General features: G+C 71.2%; 23 protein-coding genes and 1 pseudogene. 8 read left to right on the top strand and 16 right to left on the bottom strand.

The genetic code is table 11. The features are described 5' to 3' along the window. From N1032_RS21245 to N1032_RS21220, 6 genes and pseudogenes are all read right to left on the bottom strand, one after another. A pseudogene (locus N1032_RS21245) lies at nucleotides 1-614 on the bottom strand (hypothetical protein); the annotation flags it as partial. A gap of 339 nt (nucleotides 615-953) precedes the next feature. After that, nucleotides 954-3,071 (bottom strand): carbohydrate-binding domain-containing protein, encoded by a 2,118-nt coding sequence (locus N1032_RS21240; protein WP_259542133.1) that lies wholly within the window; start codon nucleotides 3,069-3,071, stop codon nucleotides 954-956. A gap of 10 nt (nucleotides 3,072-3,081) precedes the next feature. Then, nucleotides 3,082-4,044, bottom strand: coding sequence for a polyphosphate polymerase domain-containing protein (locus N1032_RS21235; RefSeq protein ID WP_259542132.1), 963 nt, complete (start codon nucleotides 4,042-4,044; stop codon nucleotides 3,082-3,084). Continuing rightward, complete coding sequence (locus N1032_RS21230) at nucleotides 4,041-4,691, bottom strand: DUF4956 domain-containing protein (RefSeq protein ID WP_259542130.1); 651 nt, start codon at nucleotides 4,689-4,691, stop codon at nucleotides 4,041-4,043. The genes N1032_RS21235 and N1032_RS21230 overlap by 4 nt, the downstream gene beginning before the upstream one ends. 147 nt (nucleotides 4,692-4,838) lie before the next feature. Then, nucleotides 4,839-5,276, bottom strand: a complete 438-nt coding sequence (locus N1032_RS21225) for an MSMEG_6728 family protein (RefSeq protein ID WP_259542128.1) — start codon at nucleotides 5,274-5,276, stop codon at nucleotides 4,839-4,841. Nucleotides 5,277-5,328: 52 nt separating this feature from the next. Then, nucleotides 5,329-6,429, bottom strand: coding sequence for a class I SAM-dependent methyltransferase (locus tag N1032_RS21220; protein WP_259542126.1), 1,101 nt, complete (start codon nucleotides 6,427-6,429; stop codon nucleotides 5,329-5,331). 108 nt (nucleotides 6,430-6,537) lie between these two features. On the opposite strand from N1032_RS21220, the gene N1032_RS21215 reads away from it, so the two are divergent. Next, nucleotides 6,538-7,374: an NAD(P)H-hydrate epimerase gene (locus tag N1032_RS21215; protein ID WP_259542124.1), complete on the top strand. Its 837-nt coding sequence runs from the start codon at nucleotides 6,538-6,540 to the stop codon at nucleotides 7,372-7,374. Nucleotides 7,375-7,399: 25 nt separating this feature from the next. Here N1032_RS21215 and N1032_RS21210 read toward each other — a convergent pair whose 3' ends face one another. Together N1032_RS21210 and N1032_RS21205 are read right to left on the bottom strand one after the other, a co-directional pair. Then, complete coding sequence (locus N1032_RS21210; RefSeq protein WP_259542123.1) at nucleotides 7,400-8,581, bottom strand: cation:proton antiporter; 1,182 nt, start codon at nucleotides 8,579-8,581, stop codon at nucleotides 7,400-7,402. A 9-nt stretch (nucleotides 8,582-8,590) separates the two neighbouring features. Further along, entirely contained in the window at nucleotides 8,591-9,178 is a 588-nt protein-coding gene (locus tag N1032_RS21205) for a cation:proton antiporter regulatory subunit (protein WP_259542121.1), read from the bottom strand. Nucleotides 9,179-9,231: 53 nt separating this feature from the next. Between N1032_RS21205 and N1032_RS21200 the strand changes: the two genes are divergently transcribed. From N1032_RS21200 to N1032_RS21190, 3 genes are read left to right on the top strand one after another with little or no spacing between them, the layout of a single operon-like run. Next, nucleotides 9,232-9,465 (top strand): hypothetical protein, encoded by a 234-nt coding sequence (locus N1032_RS21200; protein ID WP_259542119.1) that lies wholly within the window; start codon nucleotides 9,232-9,234, stop codon nucleotides 9,463-9,465. After that, complete coding sequence (locus tag N1032_RS21195; protein ID WP_259542117.1) at nucleotides 9,465-9,935, top strand: phage holin family protein; 471 nt, start codon at nucleotides 9,465-9,467, stop codon at nucleotides 9,933-9,935. Before N1032_RS21200 ends, N1032_RS21195 begins: the two co-directional genes overlap by 1 nt. Beyond that, nucleotides 9,925-10,347 carry a hypothetical protein gene (locus tag N1032_RS21190; RefSeq protein ID WP_259542115.1) on the top strand — a complete coding sequence of 141 codons (423 nt, stop codon included), beginning with the start codon at nucleotides 9,925-9,927 and terminating at the stop codon, nucleotides 10,345-10,347. Before N1032_RS21195 ends, N1032_RS21190 begins: the two co-directional genes overlap by 11 nt. A gap of 7 nt (nucleotides 10,348-10,354) precedes the next feature. Here the strand turns inward: N1032_RS21190 and N1032_RS21185 are convergent, their stop codons facing one another. Both N1032_RS21185 and N1032_RS21180 read right to left on the bottom strand, forming a co-directional pair. After that, complete coding sequence (locus N1032_RS21185; protein ID WP_259542113.1) at nucleotides 10,355-11,533, bottom strand: AI-2E family transporter; 1,179 nt, start codon at nucleotides 11,531-11,533, stop codon at nucleotides 10,355-10,357. Nucleotides 11,534-11,579: 46 nt separating this feature from the next. Next, nucleotides 11,580-12,071 (bottom strand): MarR family winged helix-turn-helix transcriptional regulator, encoded by a 492-nt coding sequence (locus tag N1032_RS21180; protein WP_259542112.1) that lies wholly within the window; start codon nucleotides 12,069-12,071, stop codon nucleotides 11,580-11,582. A gap of 119 nt (nucleotides 12,072-12,190) precedes the next feature. On the opposite strand from N1032_RS21180, the gene N1032_RS21175 reads away from it, so the two are divergent. Continuing rightward, on the top strand, nucleotides 12,191-13,243 hold the full coding sequence (locus tag N1032_RS21175; RefSeq protein WP_259542106.1) for an ATP-dependent DNA ligase: 1,053 nt from the start codon (nucleotides 12,191-12,193) through the stop codon (nucleotides 13,241-13,243). A gap of 36 nt (nucleotides 13,244-13,279) precedes the next feature. Here N1032_RS21175 and ligD read toward each other — a convergent pair whose 3' ends face one another. Further along, complete coding sequence (gene ligD, locus N1032_RS21170; RefSeq protein WP_259542104.1) at nucleotides 13,280-14,302, bottom strand: non-homologous end-joining DNA ligase; 1,023 nt, start codon at nucleotides 14,300-14,302, stop codon at nucleotides 13,280-13,282. Between the two features lie 54 nt (nucleotides 14,303-14,356). On the opposite strand from ligD, the gene N1032_RS21165 reads away from it, so the two are divergent. Then, entirely contained in the window at nucleotides 14,357-16,792 is a 2,436-nt protein-coding gene (locus N1032_RS21165) for an HAD-IC family P-type ATPase (RefSeq protein ID WP_259542103.1), read from the top strand. On the opposite strand, the gene N1032_RS21160 is transcribed toward N1032_RS21165, so the two are convergent. Both N1032_RS21160 and N1032_RS21155 read right to left on the bottom strand, forming a co-directional pair. Next, nucleotides 16,774-17,184: a hypothetical protein gene (locus tag N1032_RS21160; RefSeq protein WP_259542102.1), complete on the bottom strand. Its 411-nt coding sequence runs from the start codon at nucleotides 17,182-17,184 to the stop codon at nucleotides 16,774-16,776. The genes N1032_RS21165 and N1032_RS21160 overlap by 19 nt on opposite strands. Then, nucleotides 17,181-18,791, bottom strand: a complete 1,611-nt coding sequence (locus tag N1032_RS21155) for an SPFH domain-containing protein (protein WP_259542101.1) — start codon at nucleotides 18,789-18,791, stop codon at nucleotides 17,181-17,183. Before N1032_RS21155 ends, N1032_RS21160 begins: the two co-directional genes overlap by 4 nt. Nucleotides 18,792-18,905: 114 nt before the next feature. Between N1032_RS21155 and N1032_RS21150 the strand changes: the two genes are divergently transcribed. After that, nucleotides 18,906-19,862, top strand: coding sequence for a class I SAM-dependent methyltransferase (locus tag N1032_RS21150; RefSeq protein ID WP_259542100.1), 957 nt, complete (start codon nucleotides 18,906-18,908; stop codon nucleotides 19,860-19,862). 47 nt (nucleotides 19,863-19,909) lie between these two features. Here the strand turns inward: N1032_RS21150 and N1032_RS21145 are convergent, their stop codons facing one another. Next, nucleotides 19,910-20,587, bottom strand: a complete 678-nt coding sequence (locus N1032_RS21145; protein WP_259542099.1) for a hypothetical protein — start codon at nucleotides 20,585-20,587, stop codon at nucleotides 19,910-19,912. Between the two features lie 148 nt (nucleotides 20,588-20,735). Between N1032_RS21145 and N1032_RS21140 the strand changes: the two genes are divergently transcribed. Continuing rightward, a complete protein-coding gene (locus N1032_RS21140) occupies nucleotides 20,736-21,299 on the top strand; it encodes a hypothetical protein (protein ID WP_259542098.1) in 564 nt (187 codons plus the stop codon). A gap of 36 nt (nucleotides 21,300-21,335) precedes the next feature. Here the strand turns inward: N1032_RS21140 and N1032_RS21135 are convergent, their stop codons facing one another. Continuing rightward, nucleotides 21,336-24,023 carry a phosphoenolpyruvate carboxylase gene (locus N1032_RS21135; protein WP_407933065.1) on the bottom strand — a complete coding sequence of 896 codons (2,688 nt, stop codon included), beginning with the start codon at nucleotides 24,021-24,023 and terminating at the stop codon, nucleotides 21,336-21,338. A gap of 37 nt (nucleotides 24,024-24,060) precedes the next feature. After that, nucleotides 24,061-25,173: a WxL protein peptidoglycan domain-containing protein gene (locus N1032_RS28345; protein WP_310795981.1), complete on the bottom strand. Its 1,113-nt coding sequence runs from the start codon at nucleotides 25,171-25,173 to the stop codon at nucleotides 24,061-24,063. Nucleotides 25,174-25,228: the final 55 nt, after the last annotated feature.

Genomic DNA, 25,228 nt, shown 5'->3' with positions numbered 1-25,228 from the left:
GCCTGAGCCGCAGCGGCGGCGGCGGCGGCATCGGCGGCGGCCTGCGCGGCGGCGGCCGCGGCGGCTTCGGCAGCCGCCTTGTCGGCCGCGGCGGCAGCCGTCTGGATCTGGGCGGTCGTGGTGACGGCCGCCGTGGTGAGGGTCTGCACCGTGGTGGTGTCGAGGTAGCGGTAGTTGTCGAGCGCGGCGATCGACGCGATGAGCGGAGCCGTGTCGACCTTGCCCTTGGCGCCCTCGAGCACCGCGGAGGCCTGCGCCACGGTGGTCTCGGCGCGCACGTCGGCGCGCTCGGTGGTGCGCTCGAGCAGAGCGGCGGCCTCGTCGACCTTGGGCGACGAGGTCACGTTCGCGGTGGAGCCGGCGGCGTTCGCCGCGTTGGCGACCGCCGGATGCGCGAACGACGCGAGGGTCACGAGCAGGCCGGCCGCGGCGATGGCGCCGATCGGGCCGAGCTTGCGCAGTCGCGACGGCGGCGTCTGCTCGGCGCGCAGGCTGCGACGCGTCTGGTCGGCCGGGGCGGCGGATGCTGCGGGTGACGCGGCGGAACCGGATGAAACGGGCGAAGCGGGTGAAACGGGTGAAACGGGTGAAGCATTGCGGGGAGCGTGTGTCATGGTGTCCAATGGTTCGGCCAATGGGTGCCTGCGCACGGAGGCGTTCGCAGCACTCATGCCGCATCTCCCGCTCGCGGGCGGGCACAGCGGAACACTCGTCGACGAGGAGTCGGCTGGAGCCCGCGCGGCAATTGGCGGTGACGGTCGGTGTCAGACGAAGCGGTCACGGCTTCGAAGAGTCGTTCGCCGAGCCGGAGTGTTCGGGTGACCCGGGGCAAACGATTGAAGCTACAAGTATGGAGTGCTTTCCTGAACAGAGCCTCCACGAGGCCCGCCCTTCGCTGAGAGCGAACGACGGGCCTCCGCACCGCAGGACCGCGCCGGCGCCGCCGCCTGCGGTTAGCGCTGCGGCGGGCCGCCGGTGCCGGCGCCGGCCGGGGCTCCCCCGCCGGCCGTGCCCCCGCCACCCATGGCGCCCATGCCGCCCGCGGCCGCTTCGTCGGCCGTCACCGTGGTGACCAGGGTGCCCCCTGACGAGTCGCCGGATGCCGCGAGCCCACCGGTCAGGTCGCCCGACACCGTTCCGCCGGTGACGATGCTGTAGGTCGCCCCCGACGACACCGCGGCCGACGAGTAGACCACCGACTGGATCGTCTTGCTGGACTGGAACGCGGCCACCTCGGTGCCGTCGTCGGCGACGACGTGCACGATGGTGCCGGCGTCGACCGCCTGGTCGAGCGTCGCCGAGAGCCAGCCCTGACTCGACGCGGTGCTCGGCGAGACCACCATGCCCGAGCTTCCCGCCGCGAGCAGCACGCCGCCCGAGATGGTGAAGTCGCCGTTCACGTCGAGCGCTCCGTTGCCGCCGTCTGTCGGGCCGTTCACCACGACCGTGCCGCCTGTGATGCCGGCCGTGCCGTTGGAGTCGAGCCCGTCGCCGCCGGAGTCGATCACGAGGGTGCCACCCGACACCGTGACGGTCTGGCTGCCGACGGTGTCGCCGCCGCCCATACCGCCGCCTGCGCCGCCCGCTGGGCCGCCGGCATCCGGGGTCGTGCCGGTGCTGTCCGTGCCGTCGGCCGAGTCGTCGGTCGTGTCTTCGGTCGTGTCTTCGGCCGTGTCGTCGGCCGAGGTGTCGACCGCGGCAGCCGCCCCGTCGCCCGCGGCGTTGACCCCGTCGTCGCTCGAGGTGACCGTGGTGTCGCCGCCCGCGACGGTGATGTCGGCGCTCTCGAGACCTTCGTAGGAGGTGGCGACGTCGGTCGTTCCCCCGTCGATCACGAGGGCGACATCGGCGTGCACGCCGTCGTCGCCGGCCGAGAGCACGATGTCGCCGTCGGCGAGGTGCACGTACGACGTCGAGTTGAGCGCGTCGTCGGCCGCATCGACCGTGACCGTTCCGCCCTCGATCACCGTGATGACCTCGCTCGCGATGCCCTTCGACGTGCCCGAGCCCGTCGTATCCGAGCTCGTCGTATCCGAGCCGTCCGAATCCGCGCTCGACGTGTCCGACGAGGCCGCGTCGTCGGCGAACCCGGCTCCTTGCGCCGTGCTGCGGGCCGGCGCCGCGCTCGCCCCGCCGCCGGCGGTCACGTCGAGTGTTCCCCCGGTGACGACGACGTCCGTCTGGGCCTGGGCGCCGTCATCCGCAGCACTCACGGTCACGGTGCCCCCGGTGACCGCGATGAAGCCCTTGGTGGTGTCTTCGTCGTTGTCCGACGTGAGTCCGTCGCCGCCCGCGGTCACCGAGATCGTGCCGCCGTCGATGACGAGGTAGTCCTTGCCGCGGATGCCGTCGTCGACCGCGTCGACCGTGATGGTGCCGGAGTCGACGACGAGCCCGTCTTTCGACGTGATGCCGTCGTTGCCGTTGCCGTGCACGTCGAGGGCGCCGGTTCCGGTGATCAGCAGGTCGGTCGCGCTGTAGAGGGCCGCGTTCGCGTCGGCGGTGTCGGCATACGACGAGGTGTCGCTGAGGGAGTTCTGCGAGCCGTCGGCGAGCACGAGCACGACCTCCGAGGCGGCCTGCACGTCGAGAGCGGATGCCGCCGAGCTCGAGATCGACACTCCGTCGAGCACGAGGCGCACCGTGCCGTCAGCGGTCGTGTTCACGACCAGCTGCCCGTCGTCGAGAGTTCCCGACACCCGATAGGTGCCGGCCTCGGTGATGGTGACCGTGGAGCCGTCGACGGTCACACCGGTCGCGGACGCGCCGGTCGACGCACCGGCAGACGCACCGGTCACGGTCGCGGTGTCGCCGTCGAGGGCGATGGCGGTCGCCGAGGCGTCGTCGCTCGAGTCGTCGGTGAACGAGTGCACGTCGGCGTTCGCGGCCAGCACGGTGGCGGCGCTCTGAGTGGCGTCGGTGCCGGCCGCCGCCGCCGAGGCCGACGAGTCGACGGTCTCGGTGCCGGTGCCGGTGCCGCCGGCGACCGTCGTGGCGCAGCCGGCGAGCAGGCCGACGGTGAGCACGCCACCGGCCAGAAGGGGAAAGACGAGGGGTTTGCGGGGTCGCATGGGCTGCTCCTTAGGAAGCGGGGACGAGGGTCGGGAACGAGGAGGGGGATGCCGCCGGCCGGGTCTGGCCGGGGGCGAAGTGGCGGCGCAGCATGCGCGACCATTTGTTGGCGGTGAGCTCGGGGCGGAGTGCCGCCAGCCCGGTGCCGTATTTCGAGATGGTGGCCGGGCGGTGCCCGTGCGCCCAGAGGATGCGGTCGACGGCGGAGGCCCGGGATCCGGATTTCGTCTCGACGATCACGATGCCGGGGGTGTCGAGGGCATGGCCACGCCCCGCGCGGGTGCCTCCGTCGCCGATCGCCCAGCTGAGGTGGGTGTCGATGGTGGCCCGGCTCTCGGGCCGCAGCCCGTCGCCCGGCACGAAGAGGGTGGTTCGCCGGTAGCGGGTGATCAGGGTGGCCACGAGGTTCTCGGGTTCGATGTCGTCGAAGCCGGCGGTGTCGAGGGTGTCGTGCACGTAGTCGAGCCCGTGGGGGTTGAGCAGCGCGCGGTCGGCGAACTCGTATTCCAGGCGGTCCTTGACGGTGGCCGATCGAGCGCCGCGCGTCTTCACCTCGAGGTAGGCGGTGGCCGAGTCGACATACGACCGCGTGCGCATCTTGAAGCGGCGACGGCGGGCATGTGCGGCCATCCAGAAGCTCCGCAGATCGGGGGTGTCGAAGTAGACCGACTCGTAGCGGAAGTCCCGGATGCCGCCGAGCTCGAGCACCCGGGCGGCACTCGACTCCGGCGCGGCGCCACCCGTCTCGCCCGACGCCGCGATGTCGGCGAGGATGCCGTCGAGTGCGGCGACCGGCACCACGTACTTGCGATCGACGCGGGTCTGCAACGAGGCGCGTTCCACGAGCTCCTCGAGCCCGATCGGCGCGAAGTCGTGCACGCGGCGGGTCGCAGAGGCCGGCGGGGAGACCCGTGTGGCGGCGGCGGGAGCGGCGGGTGCGACGGCGGGTGCTTCGGCCGGTGCGGCGGTCATCGGGCGTCCGCCTGCGCGTTCGGGCCCTGGGCCGGGGCGCCGTGCGGGTAGAGGCCGTGGGCGGCGGATCCGGGTTCGAGTTCGGCGGCGGCATCCGGAGTCGACACCGGCACCTGAAAGCGCACGTCGACCAGGGTGGTGTCGTTCACGAGGTCGAGGTGCTTGACCTGCACGGCCTTCACACGCCCGCCGAGCAGTTGCTCCAGGTGCGCGATGAGGGCGCGCTCGTTCGTGAAGGCCCGATCGAGCTGCAGGGTCTGCTGCCGGTAGCGCGGGAAGAGCCTCGAGCTGTCGCCCACGAACATCACCAGCAGGATCAGCGCCATCAGGCTCACGTTCAGCACGCTGACCGTGCCGGTCAGCCCCGAGAGCAGGCCGAGCGCGAGGGCCGAGAAGTAGTAGGCCACCTCGTGCTGCGCGATCTCGTCGGAGCGGAGCCGGATGATCGACAGCACACCGAACAGCCCCAGGCCGAGGCCGGCGCCGATGGTGCTGGATCCGAGCACCATCGAGACCGCGAGCACGCCCACGTTCACGCCGAGGAACGCCACCACGAGGTCGCGCCGGTGGTGACGACGGAAGTAGAGGCCGAAGGTCAGGATGCCGATGGCGACGAGATCGATGGCGACGAGGATCGCTTGAGACATGGGACGACTCCAAAGTGAATGGGACGGGAACGAACGATGTCCATTCAGCCGGGGCCGTCTATGCGGTTGCTATGACCCGCCTATGCCCCGTGTTCGAATGTCGCGCAGGCGCGGTTGCGGGCCGGGCCGGTCTGCAGGGCGGCCCGGTCAGCGGGTCGGCGCCGGCCAGACGTAGGGCAGGTCGCCCGCGACCCCGGGGAACAGCGGCCCGTAGAACACCGGGTCCTTCCGCACGAGGTTCGATCGGTGGCTGATGTGCACGGCCTCGTCGCCGAGCCACGGCGGCAGGTCGAGCTCCGCCTGTTCGAGGGCGTCGACCTCGGGTGCGAACGCGAGCGCCTGGGGGCGCACGGTGTCGGAGTGGCCACGAGCGATCCACTCGTCGGTCATCACCAGCGCGTACTTCGTGAGAGCGGGCAGGTAGCCACGCCACATCTTCGCCGCCGGATGATTGCGCCAGCCGTAGTCGGGCACCGTGATGGCCCGCTGGAGCTGCAACGCCTCGACGCGCTGCTTGCCCAGTCGGGCACGATCGAGCACCCTCGCGCTCTCGGCGAACGAGGCGTAGGGCACGAACGTCTGCATGCGCCCGACCGTACGCCGGGAGCGACCCCGCCGCTCGTCGCCCGCTGCGCCCTCAGTCGAGCCGGTAGAAGCGCCAGAAACGGTGATCGACCGACAACTCGGTGACGGCATCGAATCCCGCCTCGCGCGCCCAGCGGCGCACGGTGGGTGCCCGCAGCACGGTGCCATTGGCGATGCCCCGCCCGCCCGCGGCATCGATCGCCGCCTTCTCGGCCATCGTGGCCGGCAGGCAGTGCAGCACGCTGATGGCGTATTGCAGGCGCTCGTCGGCGCCGGCGGGCGCCACGAACTCGTCGGCGACCTTCTCGTCGGCGACCAGCACGGCGCCTCCGGGAGCGAGGGCACGCCGAAAGCCCGCCAGCACTCCGACCGGGTCGGCCATGTCGTGCAACGCCTCGAACACCGTGACGAGGTCGACCGTGCCCGGCTGGTAGCCCGCCGCGTCGACGGTCTCGAAGCGCAGCCGATCGGTCGGCACCCCAGCGCCGGCGGCGTTGGCGGTCGCTTCGGCGACGGATGCCGCGTCGAGATCGACCCCGATCACCCTCGCCTCGGGGAACGCACGGGCGAGCGCGATGGTCGACCAGCCCACCCCGCTGCCGGCGTCGAGCACCGTGCCGCCGGCCGCGAGCCGTTCGGCCACGTCGGGCAGGGCCTCGATCCAGCTCCGCAGGTCGTTCGTGTAACCCGGCCGGTTTAGAGCGGCGATGCCGTAGCGCAGTTCGGGCCCGAACGCCGCGTAGGCGACCCCTCCGCCCTCGCGAAAGGCCGTCTCGACGGCGGGCAGCGTCGCGGCGATGCTCTGCATCAGGGGCGGGACGCCCATCAGGAACGCCGGATGCTCCGGGTCGAGCAGCAAGGGTTCGATCGCCGCGGGCAGGTGGTAGGCGCGCTCACCGACGTCGGCCGCCGCCGTCGGTGCGACCTCGAGGATGCCGGCGGCCGCCTGCTGCTCCAGCCACTCCCGCGCGTAGCGCTCGGCGATGCCGGCCCGCCGGGCGAGCGCGGGCGCGTCGGCCGGCTCACCGCCGGCGAGCGCCTGATACAGGCCGAGACGGCGCCCGAGCTCGATGGTGAGCAACTCGGCGCTCGCCACCATCGCGTCGAGCAGCCGCTCGCCGAACTCCTGCTGCCGCACCTCATCGTCGGCCATGCCGGAATGCTACTCGTGGGCTGCCGTGGACACCACAGGCCGGCGGGTCACGTGGGGGGCGCGGGATTTCCCGTTGCATCCGGCGAGGCGTGCGCCGAGGATGAGGAGATGATCCGCGGATACACGTCCCAGCAGGTGCGCGACGCCGAGGCGCCGCATCTGGCGGCCGGCGAGCCGCTCATGCAGCGGGCCGCGCACGCCCTGGCCGGGCGCATCCGCGAGGTGCTGGAGCAGCGCGGTCACGTCCGGCCCCCGAGAGTGCTGCTGCTCGTCGGTTCGGGCGACAACGGGGGCGACGCACTGTTCGCGGGCGCCGAGTTGGCCGCCGAGGGCGTCGAGGTCGTGGTGGTGGGGGTCGGCAGCCGACTGCACGAGGCCGGTCGCGCTGCCGCCGAGGCATCCGGTGCGGTGTTCGGTTCGCCCACACCGTTCGACCCACAGCCCGCTGCGCTCGCCGCCCTCGCCCGCGAGGCGGTCGGCTTCGACGTCGTGGTCGACGGCATCGTCGGCACCGGCACCACGTCGAGGAGTTCCACGGGCGCTCCCGGCTCCCCCGGCTCAACGGGCCCCACCGGTTCCGCGGCCTCGTCGGCGCTGCGCGGCACGGCGCGCGCGGTCGTGCAGGCTCTGCTGCCCGCGGTCACGGCCGAAGACACCGAAACACGTTCCTCGCCGCAGCCGCAGGCGCAGCCGCACCCGCCGGCCGTGGTGGCCGTCGACATCCCGAGCGGCATCGACCCCGACACGGGAGCGGCGCCCGACCCCGTGGTTCTGCCGGCGACCGTCACGGTCACCTTCGGCGGCATCAAGGCGGGCCTGTTGCGCGGCGACGGCCCCCGCCTGGCCGGCCGGGTGGTGCTGGTCGAGATCGGCATCGACGATGAGCTGGGCCGCATGACCCCGGCCGTCGAACTCCCGGCGACGAGCGTGCCGCCGCCCGCGTGATGCCGGAACGACTCCGCCCGAAGGCCTACCCCGCCACCGCTCGGCGCCGCTTGCGCATCGACTGCTTGAACCATGCCGTGTCGGGAATACGAGCGAGGAAGGGCCCCACCACCACCGTGATCAGCACATACGCCGTGGCGAGCGGGGCCAGTCTCGGCTCCACCCCGGCGCTCAGCGCGAGCCCGGCGATCACGATCGAGAACTCGCCGCGCGGGGTGAGCGCGAGGCCGGCGCGCCACCGGCCGGGCTCCCCGATGCCCGCCCGGCGAGCGGCGATGTAGCCCGTCGCCACCTTCGTCGCCATCGTCGCCACGGCGAGCAGCGCGGCCGGAACGAGCATCGTGACGAGCGCACCGGCATCCGTCGTCAGGCCGAAGAACACGAAGAACACGGCCGCGAACAGGTCGCGCAAGGGCGTGAGCACCTGACTCGCCTGCTTCGCCACCCGCCCCGACACGGCGATGCCCACCAGGAAGGCGCCGACCGCCGACGACACGTTGACCTCGGCCGCGAGCCCCGCGACGAGCATGGTGAGGCCGAGCACGCCGAGCAGCAGGGGCTCCGGATGCTCCGGGGTGAAGATGCGCGAGATGACGTTCCCGTGCCGCAACGCCACATAGAGGATGACCGCGACCGCACCGACCGCGATCGCCACCGTGATCGCCCCCTGCAGCAGGCTCACCCCCACCACGAGCGCGGCCAGGATCGGCAGGTAGAACGCCATCGCCAGGTCTTCGATCACCAGGATGGCCAGCACCACGGGCGTCTCGCGGTTGCCCAGCCGGCCGAGGTCGCGCAGCATCTTCGCCACCACGCCCGACGACGACACCCAGGTCACTCCGGCGAGCGCCACCGCCGCAACCGGCCCCCAGCCGAGCAGCAGGGCGAGCAGGGCGCCCGGAACCGCGTTGAGCAGCCCGTCGATGAGCCCGGCGGTGCGCGACTGCCGCAGGTTCGTCAGCAGCTCGTCGGCCGTGTACTCGAGCCCGAGCAGGGCCAGCAGCAGGATGACCCCGATCTCCGACCCCACCTGGAAGAAGTCCTCGCTGGCGTCGAGGGGCAGGATGCCGCCCTCGCCGAACAGCAGGCCGACGACCAGGTAGAACGGGATCGGCGAGATGCCGATGCGGATGGCCAGTCGGCCGAGCAAGCTCATTCCCAGCAGGAGAGCACCGACTTCGATCAGGATCAGCGTCGTCTCATGCATGGGCGCGGCCTATCCCGGGCCGTTGGCGATGATGTGGCTGAGGGCGTCGAGCCCCACGCGCGTGCCGACCGCGATGATGGTGTCGCCGGCGCGCAGCACCTCGGCCGGGGTCGGTGACGGGATGACGCCGCCGTCGCGCGCGATCGCGACGATCGACACCCGGGTGCGCGTGCGTGCCTTCGTGTCGCCGAGCGGGCGATTGAGGTAGGGCGAGTCGGTCGGCAGCTGCAGCTGTTCGGTGAACAACCCGGCCGCGTCTCCGGCGAGGCTCGTGAGCCGGCTCATCGTGACCGAGCTGCCGAGCAGGTCGGCCAGGGCCGCGGCCTCGTCATCGGTGAGCGGAACCGAGTCGCTCGACGAGTCGGGGTCGTCGACGTCGAACAGCGCGAGATCACGATCGCCGCCGCGATGCGACACCACGCTCACCCGCCGGCCGTTCTCGGTCAGCAGGTCGTGCCGAACGCCGATTCCCGGCAGGTCGACCTTCTCGATGCGCACTCCCACGAGGCAAAGGTAGCAGCACGCCGTCGCTCGCGAGGCCGACCGGATGCCGCGAATCTCGCCCTCGAGGTTTGCGAACCGAGCGATCCGGCGCACGATAGTGACAGACGCAGTCTCTTCGACGCGTCACCACTTCGATCGGAGCCGTCATGAACAAGCTCGTCCTTCTCGCCGTATTCGCCCTCGGCTATGTGCTGGGCGCACGCGCCGGGCGCAAGCGCTACGAGCAGATCCGCGCCAAGGCCCAGCAGCTCTGGAACGACGACCACGTGCAGTCCGCGGTGCACGGCGCGGGTGAGATCGTCGGCTCGGCCGCCGACAAGGTGGGCGAGAAGGCCGGCGACGTGCTCGGCAAGGTGCGCTCGAAGCCGAAGACCGCTTGATGGCGAAGACCGACCCCGCGGCATCCGCGCCCGCCCCGGAACCCGCCCGCGCTCCCGCCGGTGAGCGGTCGACGGCTCAACTGATCGCCGACCTGCCCCGCCTCGTGGTCGGCCTGCTCCAGGACGAGCTGCAGTCGCTGAAGAAAGAGATCACGGCGCGCCTGGCCCGGGCGGGCATCGGCGCCGGCCTGATCGCCGGCGCGGCGTTCGTGGGCTTCTTCGCGCTCGCGGTGTTCATCGCGGCCGCGATCATCGGGCTATCGCTCGTGCTGCCGGGCTGGCTCGCGGCGCTGATCGTGTTCGCGGGGCTGCTGATCATCGCCGTCATCGTCGTGCTGGTGGGCGCCCGCACCCTCAGGGGCGACAAGAGCGACAACGACTCCGATGGCATCCAGGGAAGGTCCAGCACGTCCAGCACGTCCGCGACTCCGGGCAGACCACACACGACAGGGGCGAACGATGGCCGCTAAGAGCAAGTCCGATTCCACGCACAGCGACACCCTCAGCGTGCCTGCCGCGATCACCGAGGTGGCAAAGGGCGTCGTGACGGCGAAGGGCGTTCAGCCGACGCTGTCGAAGAACGAGCAGAAGGCGCAGAAAGAGGCTCAGAAAGAGAAGGAGAAGGCCGAGCAACCGCCGCAGCGCAGCCGCGCCGAGTTGCAGAGCGACATCCGGGACGCCCGCGCCGAACTGAACGACGTGGTGCACGAACTCGAACGCCGGATCGATGTCGGGGCCCGCACCCGCACCGTGATCGACGACGTGCGCGCCGACCCGATCGAGGGCGCCCGAAAGCACAAGAAGGCCGTCGTGATCGCCGGTCTCGCCGTCGCGGCGGTCGGCACGGGCCTCGCGCTCGCCATCCGCGCGATCGCCAAGTAGCGCAGCGCTAGACCGCGGGCCCCTGGCCCGTGCCCTCGGCGACGTCGACGGCCGCGGCGCTCTCGCCGGCCTCCCCCGGCCTCTGCTCCACCACACCCTCACCCGGCGACGGCCCCTCCGCGGGGTCGCGGCTCCACACCTTGACGATCGCCCAGGCGACCGCCGCGATCGGCACCGACAACACGGCGCCGATGATGCCGCCGAGGATGGTGCCGGCCGTGAGCGCCACCAGGATGACGAGCGGGTGCAGCTTGAGCGACTGCGCCATCACCACCGGCTGCAGCAGGTCGCCCTCGAGCTGATTGACCGCGATCACGATGGCCACCACGATCAGCGCCACGACCGGCCCGTTCGCCACCAGCGCCACGAGCGCGGCGAGCACGCCCGCCAGGGTCGCGCCGATCAGCGGGATGAAAGCGCCGATGAACACGATGATGGCCAGCGGCAGCGCCAACGGAACCTGCAGGATGGCGAGCCCCACCCCGATCGCCACGGCGTCGACCAGCGCGATCACGGCGGTTCCGCGCACGTAGCCGCCGAGCACCCGCACCGCGGTGGTGCCGATGCGCTGACCCCGTTCGAGGCGATAGCCCGAGAACGGCTTGAGCAGGAACGCCCAGATGCGCGGGCCGTCTTTGATGAAGAAGAACAGGATGACGACCAGCAGCAGCGCCCCCGTGATGACCTCACCGGCGGCGGAGACGCCGGCGAGCGCGCCCGTGCCGAACTGGCTGCTGGTGAGGAAGCCGACGATCGCGTCGCGGGCCGAGTCGAGCTGTTCCTGGTCGATCTGGATGGGGCCGTTCGCGAGGAATCCGCGCAGGTCGTCGAGGCCGTCGCTGGCCGACTGCCCCAGTTGCTCCCACTGACCGCGCACCGCGAACACGATGAGGGTCACGATGCCGCCGAACACGACGACCGCGGCCACGAGGGTGATCCAGGTGGCGAGGATGCGCGGCATCCGGTGTCTCGTCAGCCAGCCGACCACCGGGCTGACGGCCGCCGCCAGGATGATGGCGATGAGCACGGGGATGACCACGAGCTTCAGCTGCACGAGCGCGAACACCACCGCGGTCGCGAGCAGCAGCACCACGATGATCTGCAGGCTCCGGATGCTGAGATGCCCGAACTTGTCGGTCAGCAGGTCGCGAAGGCTCGGACGGGTGGGCGGATCATCGGTCGACATCTTCTCAATGTAGACACGAACGACCCAATGTCGACACGAACGACGGCTAACCGCTGACGGCGGCTGCCATGCGTTCGAGGAACTCCACGACGACGCCGCGCTCTTCGGGGGTGAGCGACTCGGCGACCTCGAGCATGCGCTCATGCGACCCCGAGAGCGCGGCCCGCACGTCGCGGTCGGCGTTCGGCGTCGGCACCAGGATGAGGGCCCGCCGGTCGGTGGGGTGGGGCTGCCGCTCGATGTGGCCCGACTTCTCGAGCCGGTCGATCAGCGTGGTGGTGGAGGCCGACGAGATGTTGAGCGTCTCGGCGAGGTCTTTGGGGCTCACGTAGCTGCCGGCCTGGCGACCACGGATGACGTGACGCACCGCGACGATGTCGTTCTCACCCATGCCCATCGACCGCTGGGTGCGCGTGCGCATGCTGGTCTCGGCGACGCGGAGGTGCCGCAGGGCGCGCAGCACCGAGACGGCGTCTTGAGCGCCGGCGTCGTCTGAGTACCAGTAATTGGAGGCGGATTCGCCACGGGCGGCATTCATAAGCCCCACATTAGACTCTTTCCCGGCGCCTCTCGCGTGCCAGGTAACAAGATTGTCTAGCTTTTCATCCCCGATGCCTTCTGCTAGGCCGCGAGGGCGGTTCGGGGCATGATCGAGGAATGGATCTCTCGGCAGTCGCTTCGGTCTCGCCCATGCTCGCCAAGTCGGTGGAATCGGTGCCGGAGCCCGACAGCGTCGAGGGCGGCCTGAGCTACGAGCCCAAGTGGGACGGCTTTCGCGGCATCGTGTCGTTCGACGGCGAGACGGTCGAGATCGGCAGCCGGGGCGCCAAGCCGCTCACCCGCTACTTTCCCGAGCTCACCGAGGCGTTCGCGCGTCTGCTGCCCGAGCCGTGCGTGCTCGACGGCGAGATCGTGCTGCGCTCGGGGGCTCCGGGCGGCGAGAAGCTCGACTGGGAACTGCTCTCGCAGCGCATCCACCCGGCCGAGAGCCGCATCCGGCTGCTCGCCGAGCAGACCCCGGCGATGTTCGTCGCGTTCGACCTGCTCGCGCGGGGCGACGAGTCGTTGCTCGATGCCCCCTTCGCCGAACGCCGGGCGGCCCTCGAGACGCTCGCCGCGGGCCTCGGCGACCCCATCCACGTGTCGCAGACGACGACGGATGTCGCGCTCGCCCGTCGCTGGCTGGTCGAGTTCGAGGGTGCGGGGCTCGACGGCGTGGTCGCGAAACCGCTCGCCGCACCCTATGCGCCCGGAAAGCGCACGATGCAGAAGATCAAGCACCGCCGCACGGCCGACGTCGTGGTGCTGGGCTATCGGGTGCACAAGAGCGGGCAGGGAGTCGGGTCGTTGCTGCTCGGCCTCTACGGCGACGACGGTGAGCTGCGGAACGTCGGTGGGGTCTCGGCGTTCAGCGACAAGCGGCGGCTCGAGCTCATCGACGAGCTCGCACCCCTGGTGGAGCGCGACGCCCAGGGTGACGTCGTGACCGGCGAGACCGATCGCAGCCGGTTCTCGTCGGGCAAAGACGTGTCGTTCGTGCGGCTCGAACCCACCCGCGTGGTCGAGGTGCGCTACGACCAGATGGAGGGCATGCGCTTTCGGCACACCGTGCAGTTCGAGCGCTGGCGACCCGACCGCGACGCGCGCTCGTGCACCTTCGACCAGCTCGACCGGCCGATCGCCTACGACCTCAGCGACGTGCTGGTCTGAGGCGCCGCTCGGTCTCGCCGATCTGTTAGCCGCGACTCAGTCGGGCTTGCGCGCCCGGCTCGGCTGCACCCGGGGCGGCTCGCCCGGCATCTTCGGGTAGTCGGGCGGGAACGGCAGTTCGCCGAGGCCCGACTCGAGGTCGCGCTGCCACCACTCCAGGGCGGTGTCGATCGTGCCGGGAGAGGCGTTGAAGTCGGCCCACGGGTCACCTATGGTCGCGAGCCGTTCGGGCACGGTGAGCACCGTGAAGCGCTTCGGGTCGGTGGTCTCGAGCTCGTCCCAGGTGATCGGGCACGAGACGGCCGCGTGCGCGAGGGCGCGCGGGCTGTAGGCGCCCGCGATGGTGCGGTCGCGGTTGGCCTGGTTGAAGTCGACGAAGATGCGCTCGCCGCGCTCCTCCTTCCACCAGTTCGTGGTGACCTCGCCGGGCATCCGTCGCTCCAGTTCGCGCGCGATCGCGATCACCGCGTGGCGCACGTCGAGGAACTCCTGCTCCGGCGCGATCGGCGCGAACACGTGCAGGCCGCGGTTGCCCGAGGTCTTGATGAAGGCCGTCAGGCCGGCCTCGTCGAGCACCGTGCGCAGCTCGAGCGCGGCCGGGATGGCGTCGTCGAAATCGGTGCCCGGCTGCGGGTCGAGGTCGATGCGCAACTGGTCGGGAAAGTCGGAGGCCTCGGCACGTGACGGCCAGGGGTGGAAGACGACGGTGTTCATCTGCACCGCCCACACGGCGGCCGCGGGTTCGTCGATGACGAGCTGCGGATGCGTGCGGGCGCTCGGGTAGACGACCGACACGGCCCGCACGTAGTCGGGCGCACCCTTCGGCGGGTTCTTGGAGAAGAACTGCTCACCGTCGATGCCACCGGGAAAGCGCTGCAGCGACAGCGGGCGGTCGCCGTTCGCGGCCACGAACGCGTCACCCACGGCGATGATGTAGTTCGCCAGGTCGAGCTTCGTGATGCCGAGCTCGGGCCAGATCACGCGCGAGGGGCTCGACAGCCGCACCTCGCGGGTTCCGTTGACACCGTCGACCGGGATGACCACTGCCTCGCTCGCCATACGCTCAAGCTACCGCGAGCAGGCCCCGGGCGACAGAGCCACCCACTTGCTACAGTGAGCCCGAGCAGAGGGGGCAGCCACGTGTCGACGTCGGGGTTGAGTTCGGCCGAAGTCGCCGAGCGGGTCGCAGAGGGGCGCACGAACGCCTTCGTGCAAGACACCAGTCGCAGCGTCTGGAGCATCGTGCGGGCCAACGTGCTCACGCTCTTCAACGCCATCATCCTCGCCTGCTTCCTGGTGCTGCTGGCGATCGGCCGCTGGCAAGACGCCCTGTTCGGCTTCAGCGCAGTCGCGAACGCCGTCATCGGCAGCGTTCAGGAATACCGCGCGAAGCGCGCGCTCGACCGGCTCGCGCTGATGAACGCCCCGCACGCGCGGGTGCGGCGTGACGGCTCCGAGACCGAGATCGACGTGGCCGGCGTGGTGGTCGACGACACGCTCGTGCTGCGAGCGGGCGACCAGGTGGCGGCCGACGCCCTCGTGGCGGACTCGCGCGGCCTGCAGCTCGACGAGTCGATGCTCACCGGTGAGTCCGACGCCGTCGAGAAGGCCCCGGGCGACCGCGTGCTCTCCGGTTCCGTCGTGGTGGGCGGCGAGGGAACGGCGACCGTCGACCGGGTGGGCGCCGACTCGTTCGCCAACTCGCTCGCCGCCGAGGCCAAGCGCTTCTCGCTCGTGGCATCCGAGCTCCGCTCGTCGATCAACCGCGTGCTGAAATGGGTGGCCTGGATCATCGGCCCGATCGCGCTGCTCGTGCTGAACGCCCAGATGATCGCCCAGGGCGGCTGGGTCGAGGCGTGGCAGAGCGGCGCCTGGCGTGACGCGGCCGTCGCAACGATCGCCTCGGTCGTCGCGATGGTGCCGCTCGGGCTCGTGCTGATGACGAGCATCACCTTCGCCGTCGGTGCCGTCAAGCTCGCCCGCCAGCAGGTGCTCGTGCAGGAGCTGCCCGCGGTCGAAGGGCTGGCCCGCGTCGATCTGATCTGCCTCGACAAGACCGGCACGCTGACCCAGGGCGACATCGTGTTCGACGCGGCGCATCCGCTCACCCCGGCCGACGGCTGGGAGGGCGTGCTGGCCTGGTACGGCGTGCAGAACGACGCGAACGCCACCGCGCGCAGCCTCGCCGACCGGTTCAGCGGCGCGCGCACCGAGCAGCCGGTCGACCGGGTGCCGTTCTCGTCGGCACGCAAGTGGAGCGCGGTGATGTTCGGCGACGGCATGTGGATTCTCGGCGGGCCCGAGATGGTGTTCCCGGCCGGCGCCTCCGCCGACCCGGCGCTCGCCCGCCTCGCCGCCCAGGCGGCCGAGCTCGCGGCCACCGGGCGCCGCACCCTCGTGCTCGCCCACGGCAGCCCGACGGCCGACGAGACGGTGCCCGTCGACGCCGTTCCGGTGGTGCTGCTGACCTTCCGCGAGAACATCCGGCCGGATGCCGCCGAGACCCTCTCCTACTTCGCGGCCCAGGGCGTGGGCGTGCGCATCATCTCGGGCGACAACCCGCAGACGGTCGCCGCGATCGCGCGCGAGGTGGGGCTGGATGCCCCGCACGGGTTCGATGCGCGCGACCTGCCCGACGTCGACGACGACCTGCTGGGAGTGCTCGACGAGAACATCGTGTTCGGCCGGGTGACGCCCGACCAGAAGAAGCGCATCGTCGTCGCGCTCAAGGCGGCCGGCCACACCGTCGCCATGACCGGGGACGGCGTGAACGACGCGCTGGCCATCAAGGAGGCCGACATCGGCGTGGCCATGAACTCCGGAGCCGCCGCCACGAAGGCGGTGGCGCGGCTGGTGCTGCTCGACGGCAAGTTCTCGCACCTGCCGAGCGTGGTGGCCGAGGGGCGGCAGGTGATCGCGAACATCGAGCGGGTGTCGATGCTGTTCCTCACCAAGACCGCGTATGCCACGTTCCTCGCGATCACGTTCGGCATCCTGCTGCTGCCGTTCCCGTTCCTGCCCCGGCAGCTGTCGGTCACCGACGGGCTCACCATCGGCATCCCGGCGTTCTTCCTCGCCCTGCTCCCGAACGCGCAGCGCTACGTGCCGGGGTTCCTGCGGCGGTCGCTCACCTTCGCCGTGCCGGCGGGAGTCGCCGTCACGCTCGGCATCGCCTCCTACGCCCGGCTGGCCGCGAACCTCGAGATCCCCGAGGCCGAGATCCGCACCGGCTCGACCCTCATCCTCACCATCATCGGACTCTGGATCCTGGTGGTGCTGTCACGCCCGGTCACCCGGTTCAAGGGGCTCGTCATCGGCGCGATGATGGTCGGGCTCGTGCTCGTCTACACGGTGCCGATCGTGCGCGACTTCCTGCAGCTGGTCGACCCCACCCTGCCGACGGCGCTGCTGGTGCTCGGCACCTCACTGGTGTCGATCGCCCTGATCGAGATCGTGCGGTTCGCCCACCGCCGCATCGCGCGTCGCGACGCCGAGCGGGCGGGCCTTCGCCCGATCACGCCCCGCACGCCTCAGCGCGCGGCGAAGTAGAGCCGGCCCCGCCCGGTCCAGAGCGGCAGGATCACGGCGGCCGACGCCACGGTCTGCACCGCGACCCCCGACCAGTCGCCGTCGGCCGCCACCACCAGGTCGACGATGGCGAGCACGAGCCCGAGCAGCATCACGACGGTCGCGCCGACGCGGGCCGCACGGCTCCCCCGCGCCACCCCCGACGCGAGGGCCACCACGAAGAGGCCGAAGAAGATCATTCCCGATCCGAACAGCGTCACCGGCAGCACGAGCCCGTCGGCCTCGGCACCGGGCGCGTAGCGCAAGAAGATGGTCAGGATGCCGAGGGCCACCTGCGCGACCCCGCCGATGTACATCAGCACCACCGCGAAGGTCACGAGACCCGGCCGCCGGCGCGGCTCGACCTGGCTCATGACTCGGCCGGGGGTGTGCTCGCCCGCACCGCCGTGCTGCGGCGCGCCGACCCAGCGGAACCGCTCGTGCCCGTCGCGCCGGCCGCACGGCCGCCGCTCTGCTCGGCGAAGGCCTGACCCGCGGCGGCACCGGTGGCCCGGCCCGTCACGATCTCGGCGATGTCGATGCCGACCAGGTCTTTCACGATCTGCATCGACGACGCCAGCTGGCTCGCCACGTTGCCGCTCACCTGCTCGGTGCCCTGGCCGTCGCTCGAGATGATGGTCATGTTCGAGATGGCCGACAGGGGCTCGGATGCCGCGCGCACGATGGCGGGCAGCTGGCCGATCACCTGCTGCCGCAGCAGGTCGTCGGCGCGCTCCTCGAGGGCGTCAGCCTGTGCCCTGGTGGCCTCCGCTTCGGCGGCACCCTTCACGCGGATCGAGTTCGCCTCTGCCTCGCCCTCAGCCTTGAGCGCCTCGGCACCGGCGATGCGGCGGTTCTTCTCGGCGACACCCTCGGCCTCGAGCGCCTCGGCCGCGGAGCGGCGGCGGTTGCGCTCGGCGATGCCCTCGGCCTCGACCGCCTCGGCCACGGCCTTGCGGCGATCACGTTCGGCGTTCGCGGCGGCCACCGCGGCCGCGGCATCCGCCTGGGCCTTCTTCTCGAGCGAGTAGGCCTCGGCGTCAGCCACGGCACGGATCTCGGCGTCGAGCTCCTGTTTGCGCAGGCCCACGCGCTTGCCGGCGGTGATCTCCTGCTGGGCGATGACCTCCTGCTGCGAGATCGCCTCGGCCAGCGGCCGGGAGGCGGCCGCCTCGGCGCGCGCCTTGTCGGTCTCCTTCTGGATCTCGGCGTTGCGCAGGTCGAGCTTGCGCTGCTGCTCGGCCACGGCCTGGTCGGCCTCGATGCGGGCCTCCTCCGAGGTGCGGCGGGCGACCGACTCGGCCACCTCGGCGACCTGCTTCACGCGCGCGGCCTCGGCACGCCCGAGGTCGCGGATGTAGCCGTTGTCGTCGTCGATCTCCTTGATCTGCAACGTGTCGATCTGCAGACCCTGCACGTCGAGCGACTCGCGCACGGCGTCGAGCACCTGGCCCTGCAGCGCCTGCCGGTTGGTGATGATCTCGGTCACCGTGAGCTGGCCCACGATCGAGCGCACCGATCCGCTCAGCACCTCCTCGGTCGAGGTCTCGATCTGGTCCTGCTGGTTCAAGAAGCGCTGGGCGGCCGCGCGCACCATCGACTCCGAGCCGCCCACCTTCACCACCGCGACCGCGTTGACCTTGATGGTGATGGCATCCTTCGTCTGCGCCGTGGCCTGCACGTTCAGCTGGCGGCTGCGCAGCGAGAGCTTGAAGTGCGCCTCGACGATCGGCTTGACGAACACCCGCGAGCCGAACACCACGCGCTGGCCGGCGTTCTCGGTCTCTTCGAGCGCCGTCTGGCCGAGTGGTGCGTGGCCCGCCTTCACCGGTTTCTGCCGGGAGGTGACGATGATGGCCTCGTCGGGCTTGGCCACCTTGATGCCGCGCAGCAGCGTGAACAGCACGATCAGCAGAATGACCACGACGATCGCGATCACGACCACGGTGAGAAGGGAATCGAACGAGAACGGGGTCGTCATGAAGGCGGCCTTTCCTACAGAAGTGGCGGAGTCGTCTACGACGAGACTACTCATCGGCCACCGCAGGGGAAGTGTGCCAAGATGGGCGCGCCACCGATCTAACTGGAGGACTGCATGGCGACTGAGGAGACCGGAAGCCCGTTCGTGCGTCAGCTCGCTGACGCGCCGACCCTCGAAGCACTCCCCCAGATCGCCGATCCGCTCGATCACGCGCCCCTCAATCCGCCGGCGCGCATCCAGCAGAAGTTCGTCGGCTCGAGCTACCTGGCGGCCTACTCCGAGGCCGAGCGTTTCGTCGACAAGGCGTTCGAGCAGTGGCCCGCCGGTGACGCCGCCCTGCAGACCGTGCTCGACTTCGGATCGGGCTGGGGCCGCATCACGCGCATGCTGCTCCGGCGGTTCCGGGCCGACCAGATCTGGTCGAGCGACGTCGACTCCGAGATGAGCGTGCTGCTGCAGGGCACCCTGCCGGGCGTGAACGCCGTCACCAACGCGCCGTGGCCGCCGTCGATCTTCCGTGAGGGCACCTTCGACGCCATCACCGCCTTCAGCGTGTTCTCGCACCTCTCCGAAGACGCGCACCGGCAGTGGGCCGCGGAGTTCGCGCGGGTCACGCATCCGGGTTCCCGCGTGTTCATCACCGTGCTCGAAGACGAGTTCCTCGCGGTGGTCGCGGGCGCCCAGGCGGCGGTCGCCGCCGGCGAGGCCGATCTGTTCGCCCAGCGCCTGGCGCTCGTGGTGCCCGACGCCGTCGTCAGCGTCGAGGCGGCCCGGCGCGGCGAATTCGTCTACGCCGGCGGAGGGGCCGACGACGACGGCCCGCGCTCACGCAGCTTCTACGCCTGGGCCGTGGCGCCGCGGCCGTGGGTCGAGTCGGTCTGGGGCCAGGCGGGTTTCACCCTCGAGAGCTGGGTGCCGCAGGGCGAGCTGTTCGACCAGGCCATGGTGGTGCTGGTGCGAACGGATGCCCCGGCCGGCGGTGCCCCCGAGGTGCCCCCGGAGCCGCAGCGCAATCTGTTCGTGCGCGCGGTGCGCAAGGGCGGCCGCATCCTGAGCCGCATCGGCGATTAGCCTCAGCGACCAGTCGCAGCGACTGCCCCGGTGACCGGTCTCAGCGCCTAGCCCCAGGTGCCGGGCGGTGACGCGTATTCCGGAACGGGCGTGTACGACCAGTGGCTGCCGTTCGCGTAGTGGCTGCTCGCCCACGGCGACGCCCAGATGGCCTGCTCGATCTGCTCGGTCGGCGCCGATGAGGCGAAGCCGGCCACGATCGCGGCATACCCCGAGTTGCCGTGCAGGGCGTTGCCCACGTTCTCGGCGGCCGTGACGAGGTTGTCGTAGCTGCCGAGGCCGCTGCCGCCGCCCGACCCCCAGCCGTTGTTGAGCGGGTTGTTGCGCAGCCACCAGTCGTCGGGGCCGTTCTCCTGGCGCATCCAGCGCAGCATCACCGTGATGTTCGACTCCGTGGTGGGAAAGCCGGCCAGGAAGAGCACGAGCGTCGCCCAGTCGCGGTTCGTGCTGCCGGCCGAGAGCGTCTGCAGGCCGTCGGTCGCCGAGTAGGCGTCGCGCGACACCGCCGCGCCGGCGACTCCCGCCGGCACGGCGAGGGTCTGCGCCTGGCCTTCCGCCGCGAGCTGCTGGGCCGCGAACGCTCCGGTGGGCGGCGGCGGGGCCAGCGCCGTCAGCGCGGTCAACGCGAACACGGCCGCACCGGCGCACACCACCACCACGCCGTTCACCCGGCGGGGCCGGGTGCGCGAGGCGCTGGAGGTCGATCGCACGAAGGGAGAGTTCATCTGAGCGGTCCTGATCCGCATCCGGCCCGGACCACCCGCGCCGAGTGCCCCAGATTACCAGCGCTCCCCGGATGCCGCCTCCGAACGGGTTATCCACAGGTTCGACTCTCGTGCTCTCAGAGCGTGCGGAGGCCGGTACCGTCGCCGCATGATCATCGAAGCCGGCTATGACGTCCTGCAACTCATCGAACCTGTCGTGCACCGAGACGACACCAGCAGACATTCGCTCTGGGTACTCGGTCTCGACTCAGACCTCAGACTTCTCTTCCTCGATATCGCCGCGAGGTTCGTCCAGCACGATGCCGTCGACTATCTGAAACAGATCGACGCCTGCTTGTCGCAGTCGATCCGACCGGTGCGTTACGTCGTTCTCGCCTACCACGACCACAGCAGGCGCTGGGAGCCCGATGGTTGGCTCGACGCCATCGACGAATGCTTGAGCGCACGTCCCGAGTTCGCCGGGCGAGAGCTCCTCGGGCAGGTCGTGTTCACCGACGATGGCTACTTTTCGACGGTGCCGCGGTACTCGTTCCGCGACTACCCGTCACTCGAGGCCCTCCCCCGCGCTGCAGCGTGCGCCGGCCCGCACCTGTTCTTGGACTGTGGATGCCTCGCCTGCCGCCAGTTCGAGGAGCGGCGCGACCGGGCACGGCGAGATCGATTGCACGACGAGAGCGCGGCCGACGTGCGACCCGCGCTGGCGCCGCAGTGAACGCATCACGCCCACTGCGCCGATCGCCCAGCCCGATCAGCCCGTGTTCTGCAGGCCCGCCGCGACGCCGTTCACGGCGAGCAGCATCAGGCGGTGCGGCGCGTCGTCGGGGTCGGTGCTGCCCGATGCACGCACCGCGCGCAGGGCCCGCAGCTGCAGCAACGAGAGGGCGTCGACATACGGGCTCCGCAACCGCACCGCGCGCCGGAGCACCGGGCGGTCGTCGAGGATCTCGCGGTGCCCGCTCGTGCGACGCACCCACTCGCGGGTGAGCTCCATCTCGTCGAGCACGAGCGCGGCGAGGTCGTCGCGGTCGCCGAGCGCCAGGTAGCGCTCCGCGATGCGCAGGTCGGTCTTGGCGAGCGACATCTCGACGTTGTCGATCATCGACGTGAACAGCGGCCAGCGGGCGTAGGCATCCTGCAACTGCGCAAGGTCGCCCACGGCGGCGAGCGCGGTGCCGAGCCCGAACCAGCCGGTGAGGTTGATGCGGGCCTGGGTCCAGGCGAACACCCAGGGAATGGCGCGCAGGTCTTCGAGCGACTCGACCGAGAGCCCGCGGCGAGCGGGCCGCGACCCGAGCGCGAGCAGGCCGACCTCCTCCATCGGGGTGACCTGGGCGAACCACTGGGCGAACCCGTCGGCCTTCACGAGCTCGAAGAAGCGATCGCGCGAGGCTTCGTCCATGGTGGCGGCCACCTCAGCGAAGTCGATGGCCGAACGGCGGTTCGCGTTCTCGTTCGACGGGCTCGACGCCAGCAGGGTCGCCGCCGCCATCTGCTCGATGTGCCGCGCGGCGATGGTCTTGTCGCCGTATTGCGCGAAGATCACCTCGCCCTGCTCGGTGAGCTTGAACCGGTCGTCGACCGATCCGGGCGGCTGGGCGAGCACGGCCTCGTTGGCCGGGCCACCACCGCGGCCGAGGGCTCCGCCACGGCCGTGGAACAGGGTGAGCTCGATGTCGTTCTCTTCCGCCCACTCCGCGATGCGCGACTGCGCGGCATAGAGCGCGAGCGTCGCCGAGACCGGGCCGACGTCTTTCGACGAGTCGGAGTAGCCGAGCATCACCTCCAGGCGCCGGCCGGTGGCCGCGAGGCGGGCCTTCACGGCGGGCAACTCGATCATCTCGGCGAGGATCGTGGTCGACGCCTGCAGGTCGTCGAAGGTCTCGAACAGAGGGATGGCGTCGAGCACGGGCGCCGCCTCGGCCGAACCGAGGGCGGCTTCGGCGAGGGCGTAGACGGTGGCGATGTCGGCCGACGACTGGGTGAACGACACGATGTAGCGGCGCGCGGCGTCGACCCCGTAGCGGCCCTGCAGGTAGGAGATCGTGCGGTAGACCTCGAGCACCTCCTGCGTCATCTCCCCCAGCTCGCCGCCCGCGCGCACCTCTTCGATGGCCTGCCGGTGCACCTTGGAGTGCTGCCGCACCTCGAGCTCGGCGAGGTGGAAGCCGAAGGTGTCCACCTGCCAGATCAGGTTCTGCAGTTCGCCGTTCGCGCTGCGGTTCGCCCCGCCCGCACGCAACGACTTCTGCACCACCCGCAGGTCGGCGAGCAGTTCGTCGGGCCGGCCGTAGCCGAGCGTCTCGTCGCCGGTGCGGGTGGCCGCGATGCGCAGCGCGATAACGAGCAGCACCCGCCGGTGCGGCTCGTTGGGAGCACGGGTGCCGATCTGCGAGGTGATGTGCTCGGCCAGCTGTCGCTGCTCGTCGGCCAGCTGCCGCAGCGCCGCGTCGGGCGGGGTGTCGGCCTCGTCAAGGGTGAGCGTGCGGCCGATGCGGGTGGCGGCGTGCTCGAGGCCGAGCAGCACGTGCTCCGACGCGATGGCGGCCGCGGCCTTGGTGACGCTCGCGGTGACGAACGGGTTGCCGTCGCGGTCGGCGCCGATCCAGCTGCCGAGGCGCATGAACGCGGGCGCTCGCGCGGGCTCCACGCCGGCATCCGTTCCCAGCAGCCAGTCGTCGAGCAGGCGGTAGACGCGTGGCACGACCTGGAAGAGCGTCTGGTCGAAGATCGCCATCGCCGTGCGCACCTCGTCGAGCGGTGTCGGTCGGGTGGTGCGCAGCGGCGAGGTGCGCCACAGCACGTCGATCTGCTCGAGCAGCAGCCGCTCGTTCTCGATGGCGGTGAGAGAGCCGGATGCCGCGTCGTCGCGCTCGGCCAGCAGCTCGCTGATGCGCCTGATCGCCGACGCCACGGCGCGCCGCCGGGCCTCGGTGGGGTGCGCGGTGAGCACGGGGTGGAAGCGCAGCCGCTGCAGTCGCTCCGCGGTCTCGTCGGGCCCGACCTCGCCCACCAGCCGCTCGATCGCGGCGGGCAGCGAGTCGGCCGCGGGGGCGTCGGTGCCGGCGGCATCCTGGCCCCTGGCCGAACGGGCGCGCAGCACGCGCACCCGGTGGTGCTCCTCGGCGAGGTTGCTGAGGTGGAAGTAGACGGTGAACGCCCGGGCGATCTGCTCGGCGCGCTCCGGGGTGAACGACTCGACCAGCGCCTCGGCGTCTTCGATCGAGGCGTCGCTGTCGCGCTCGTAGGCGTGGATGACGAGGCTGCGCAAGCGCTCCACGTCGTCGAGCAGTTCGTGGCCACCCGCCTCGACCAGCACACGGCCGAGCAGGGAGCCGAGCAGTCGCACGTCGGCGCGCAGGTCTCGATCGACCTCGTCGCTCACGCGCTGTCGGCTGTCGTCGGTGTTTCCGGGGAGTGCTTCGAACTCGTGGGTCACACGCTCACGGTAGCGCCCGCACGGCCCCCGGAGAAAATCAGACCGCCGACGACGACGTGCTCTCGCGCTCCCGGAGGGCCTGCTCGACCGCTTCGGCGACACGGGCGTCTTCGACCCTCTTCTGCCGGCGGCGCCGACGACGCGTGATCAGCACGGCGCCCACCACGGCCGCGGCCACCAGCAGCACGAGCACGAGGAGCGCCCAGGGCACGGCCGCCGTGCTCGCACCAGCCTCGACGGTGGTGAGGTCGATGCCGGCATCCTGGCCGCTGCGCTCGGGAGTGATGACGGCGGTGGCCGAGAGCACGAAGGCGGGGAAGACGCCGGCGACGGGCACGGTGACGTTCCAGGTCTCGCCGGGCAGCAGTTCCGGGGCGGCGTCGACGCCCGAGGCCGTGACGGGCAGCAGGCCGAAGGGGCCCGTGAGCGTGACGGCCTGACCGGCGGCCAGCCGCACGTTGCCGGTGTTGTGCAGGGTGTAGCTCACGGTGGCGTCGCCCGTGCCGAACGGGTTGAGCGTGCCGGTGTAGTCGACGCGCATGTTCTCGACCGCGAGCGCCGGCGCGAGCTCACCGCCGACGCGCAGGTGGATGCGGATGCCGAGGCGGCGGTCGACGGTGATGCCCTCCTCCTGGCCGGGCTGCGCCAGCGAGGTCAGCACGCCTCCGGCGTAGTCACCGGGCGTGGCGTTCTCGGGCACGGTGAGGGTGAACGGCACCTCGACCGACTCGCCCGCCGGCACCTGCACGTGGCCCTTGCCGAGCGTGACCCAGGCCCCCACCTCGGTCGATGCGGTGTCGCGCGTGACGACGTCGAGCTGCCCGCTCGTGGTGGTGAACCCGTCGGCGGCGTAGACGTCGAGGTCGAGCGGGGCGTCGTCGTGGTTGGAGATGATGAGGCCGTCGGTGACCTGCCCGCCGGGATCGACCGCGTAGTCGTAGTTCTGGCGGTCGGCGCCCTGGTCGTTCGACGAGGTTCTGACCCCCCAGGTGACGTCGGCGTCGGCGGCGGATGCCGAGGCGACCGGGGCGACGGCGAGGCCGAGAACGACGAGCGCCGCGACGAGCGCGGAGCGGAAGGCGGGGGTGGCAGGCGCGGGTGTGGCAGCCACGGGGGTGGCGGGCGCGGGGCGGTGGGCTCGCAGGTTCATCTGGGGATCCTCGGTGTTCGGTGCAGCTCGGCGACGGCGTCTCGGCGTGGAGCCG

The sequence above is a fragment of the Herbiconiux daphne genome (genome assembly GCF_024979295.1).
GTDB classification, from domain to species: Bacteria; Actinomycetota; Actinomycetes; order Actinomycetales; family Microbacteriaceae; genus Herbiconiux; species Herbiconiux daphnes.
This window is presented reverse-complemented; position numbering and strand designations above follow the sequence as displayed.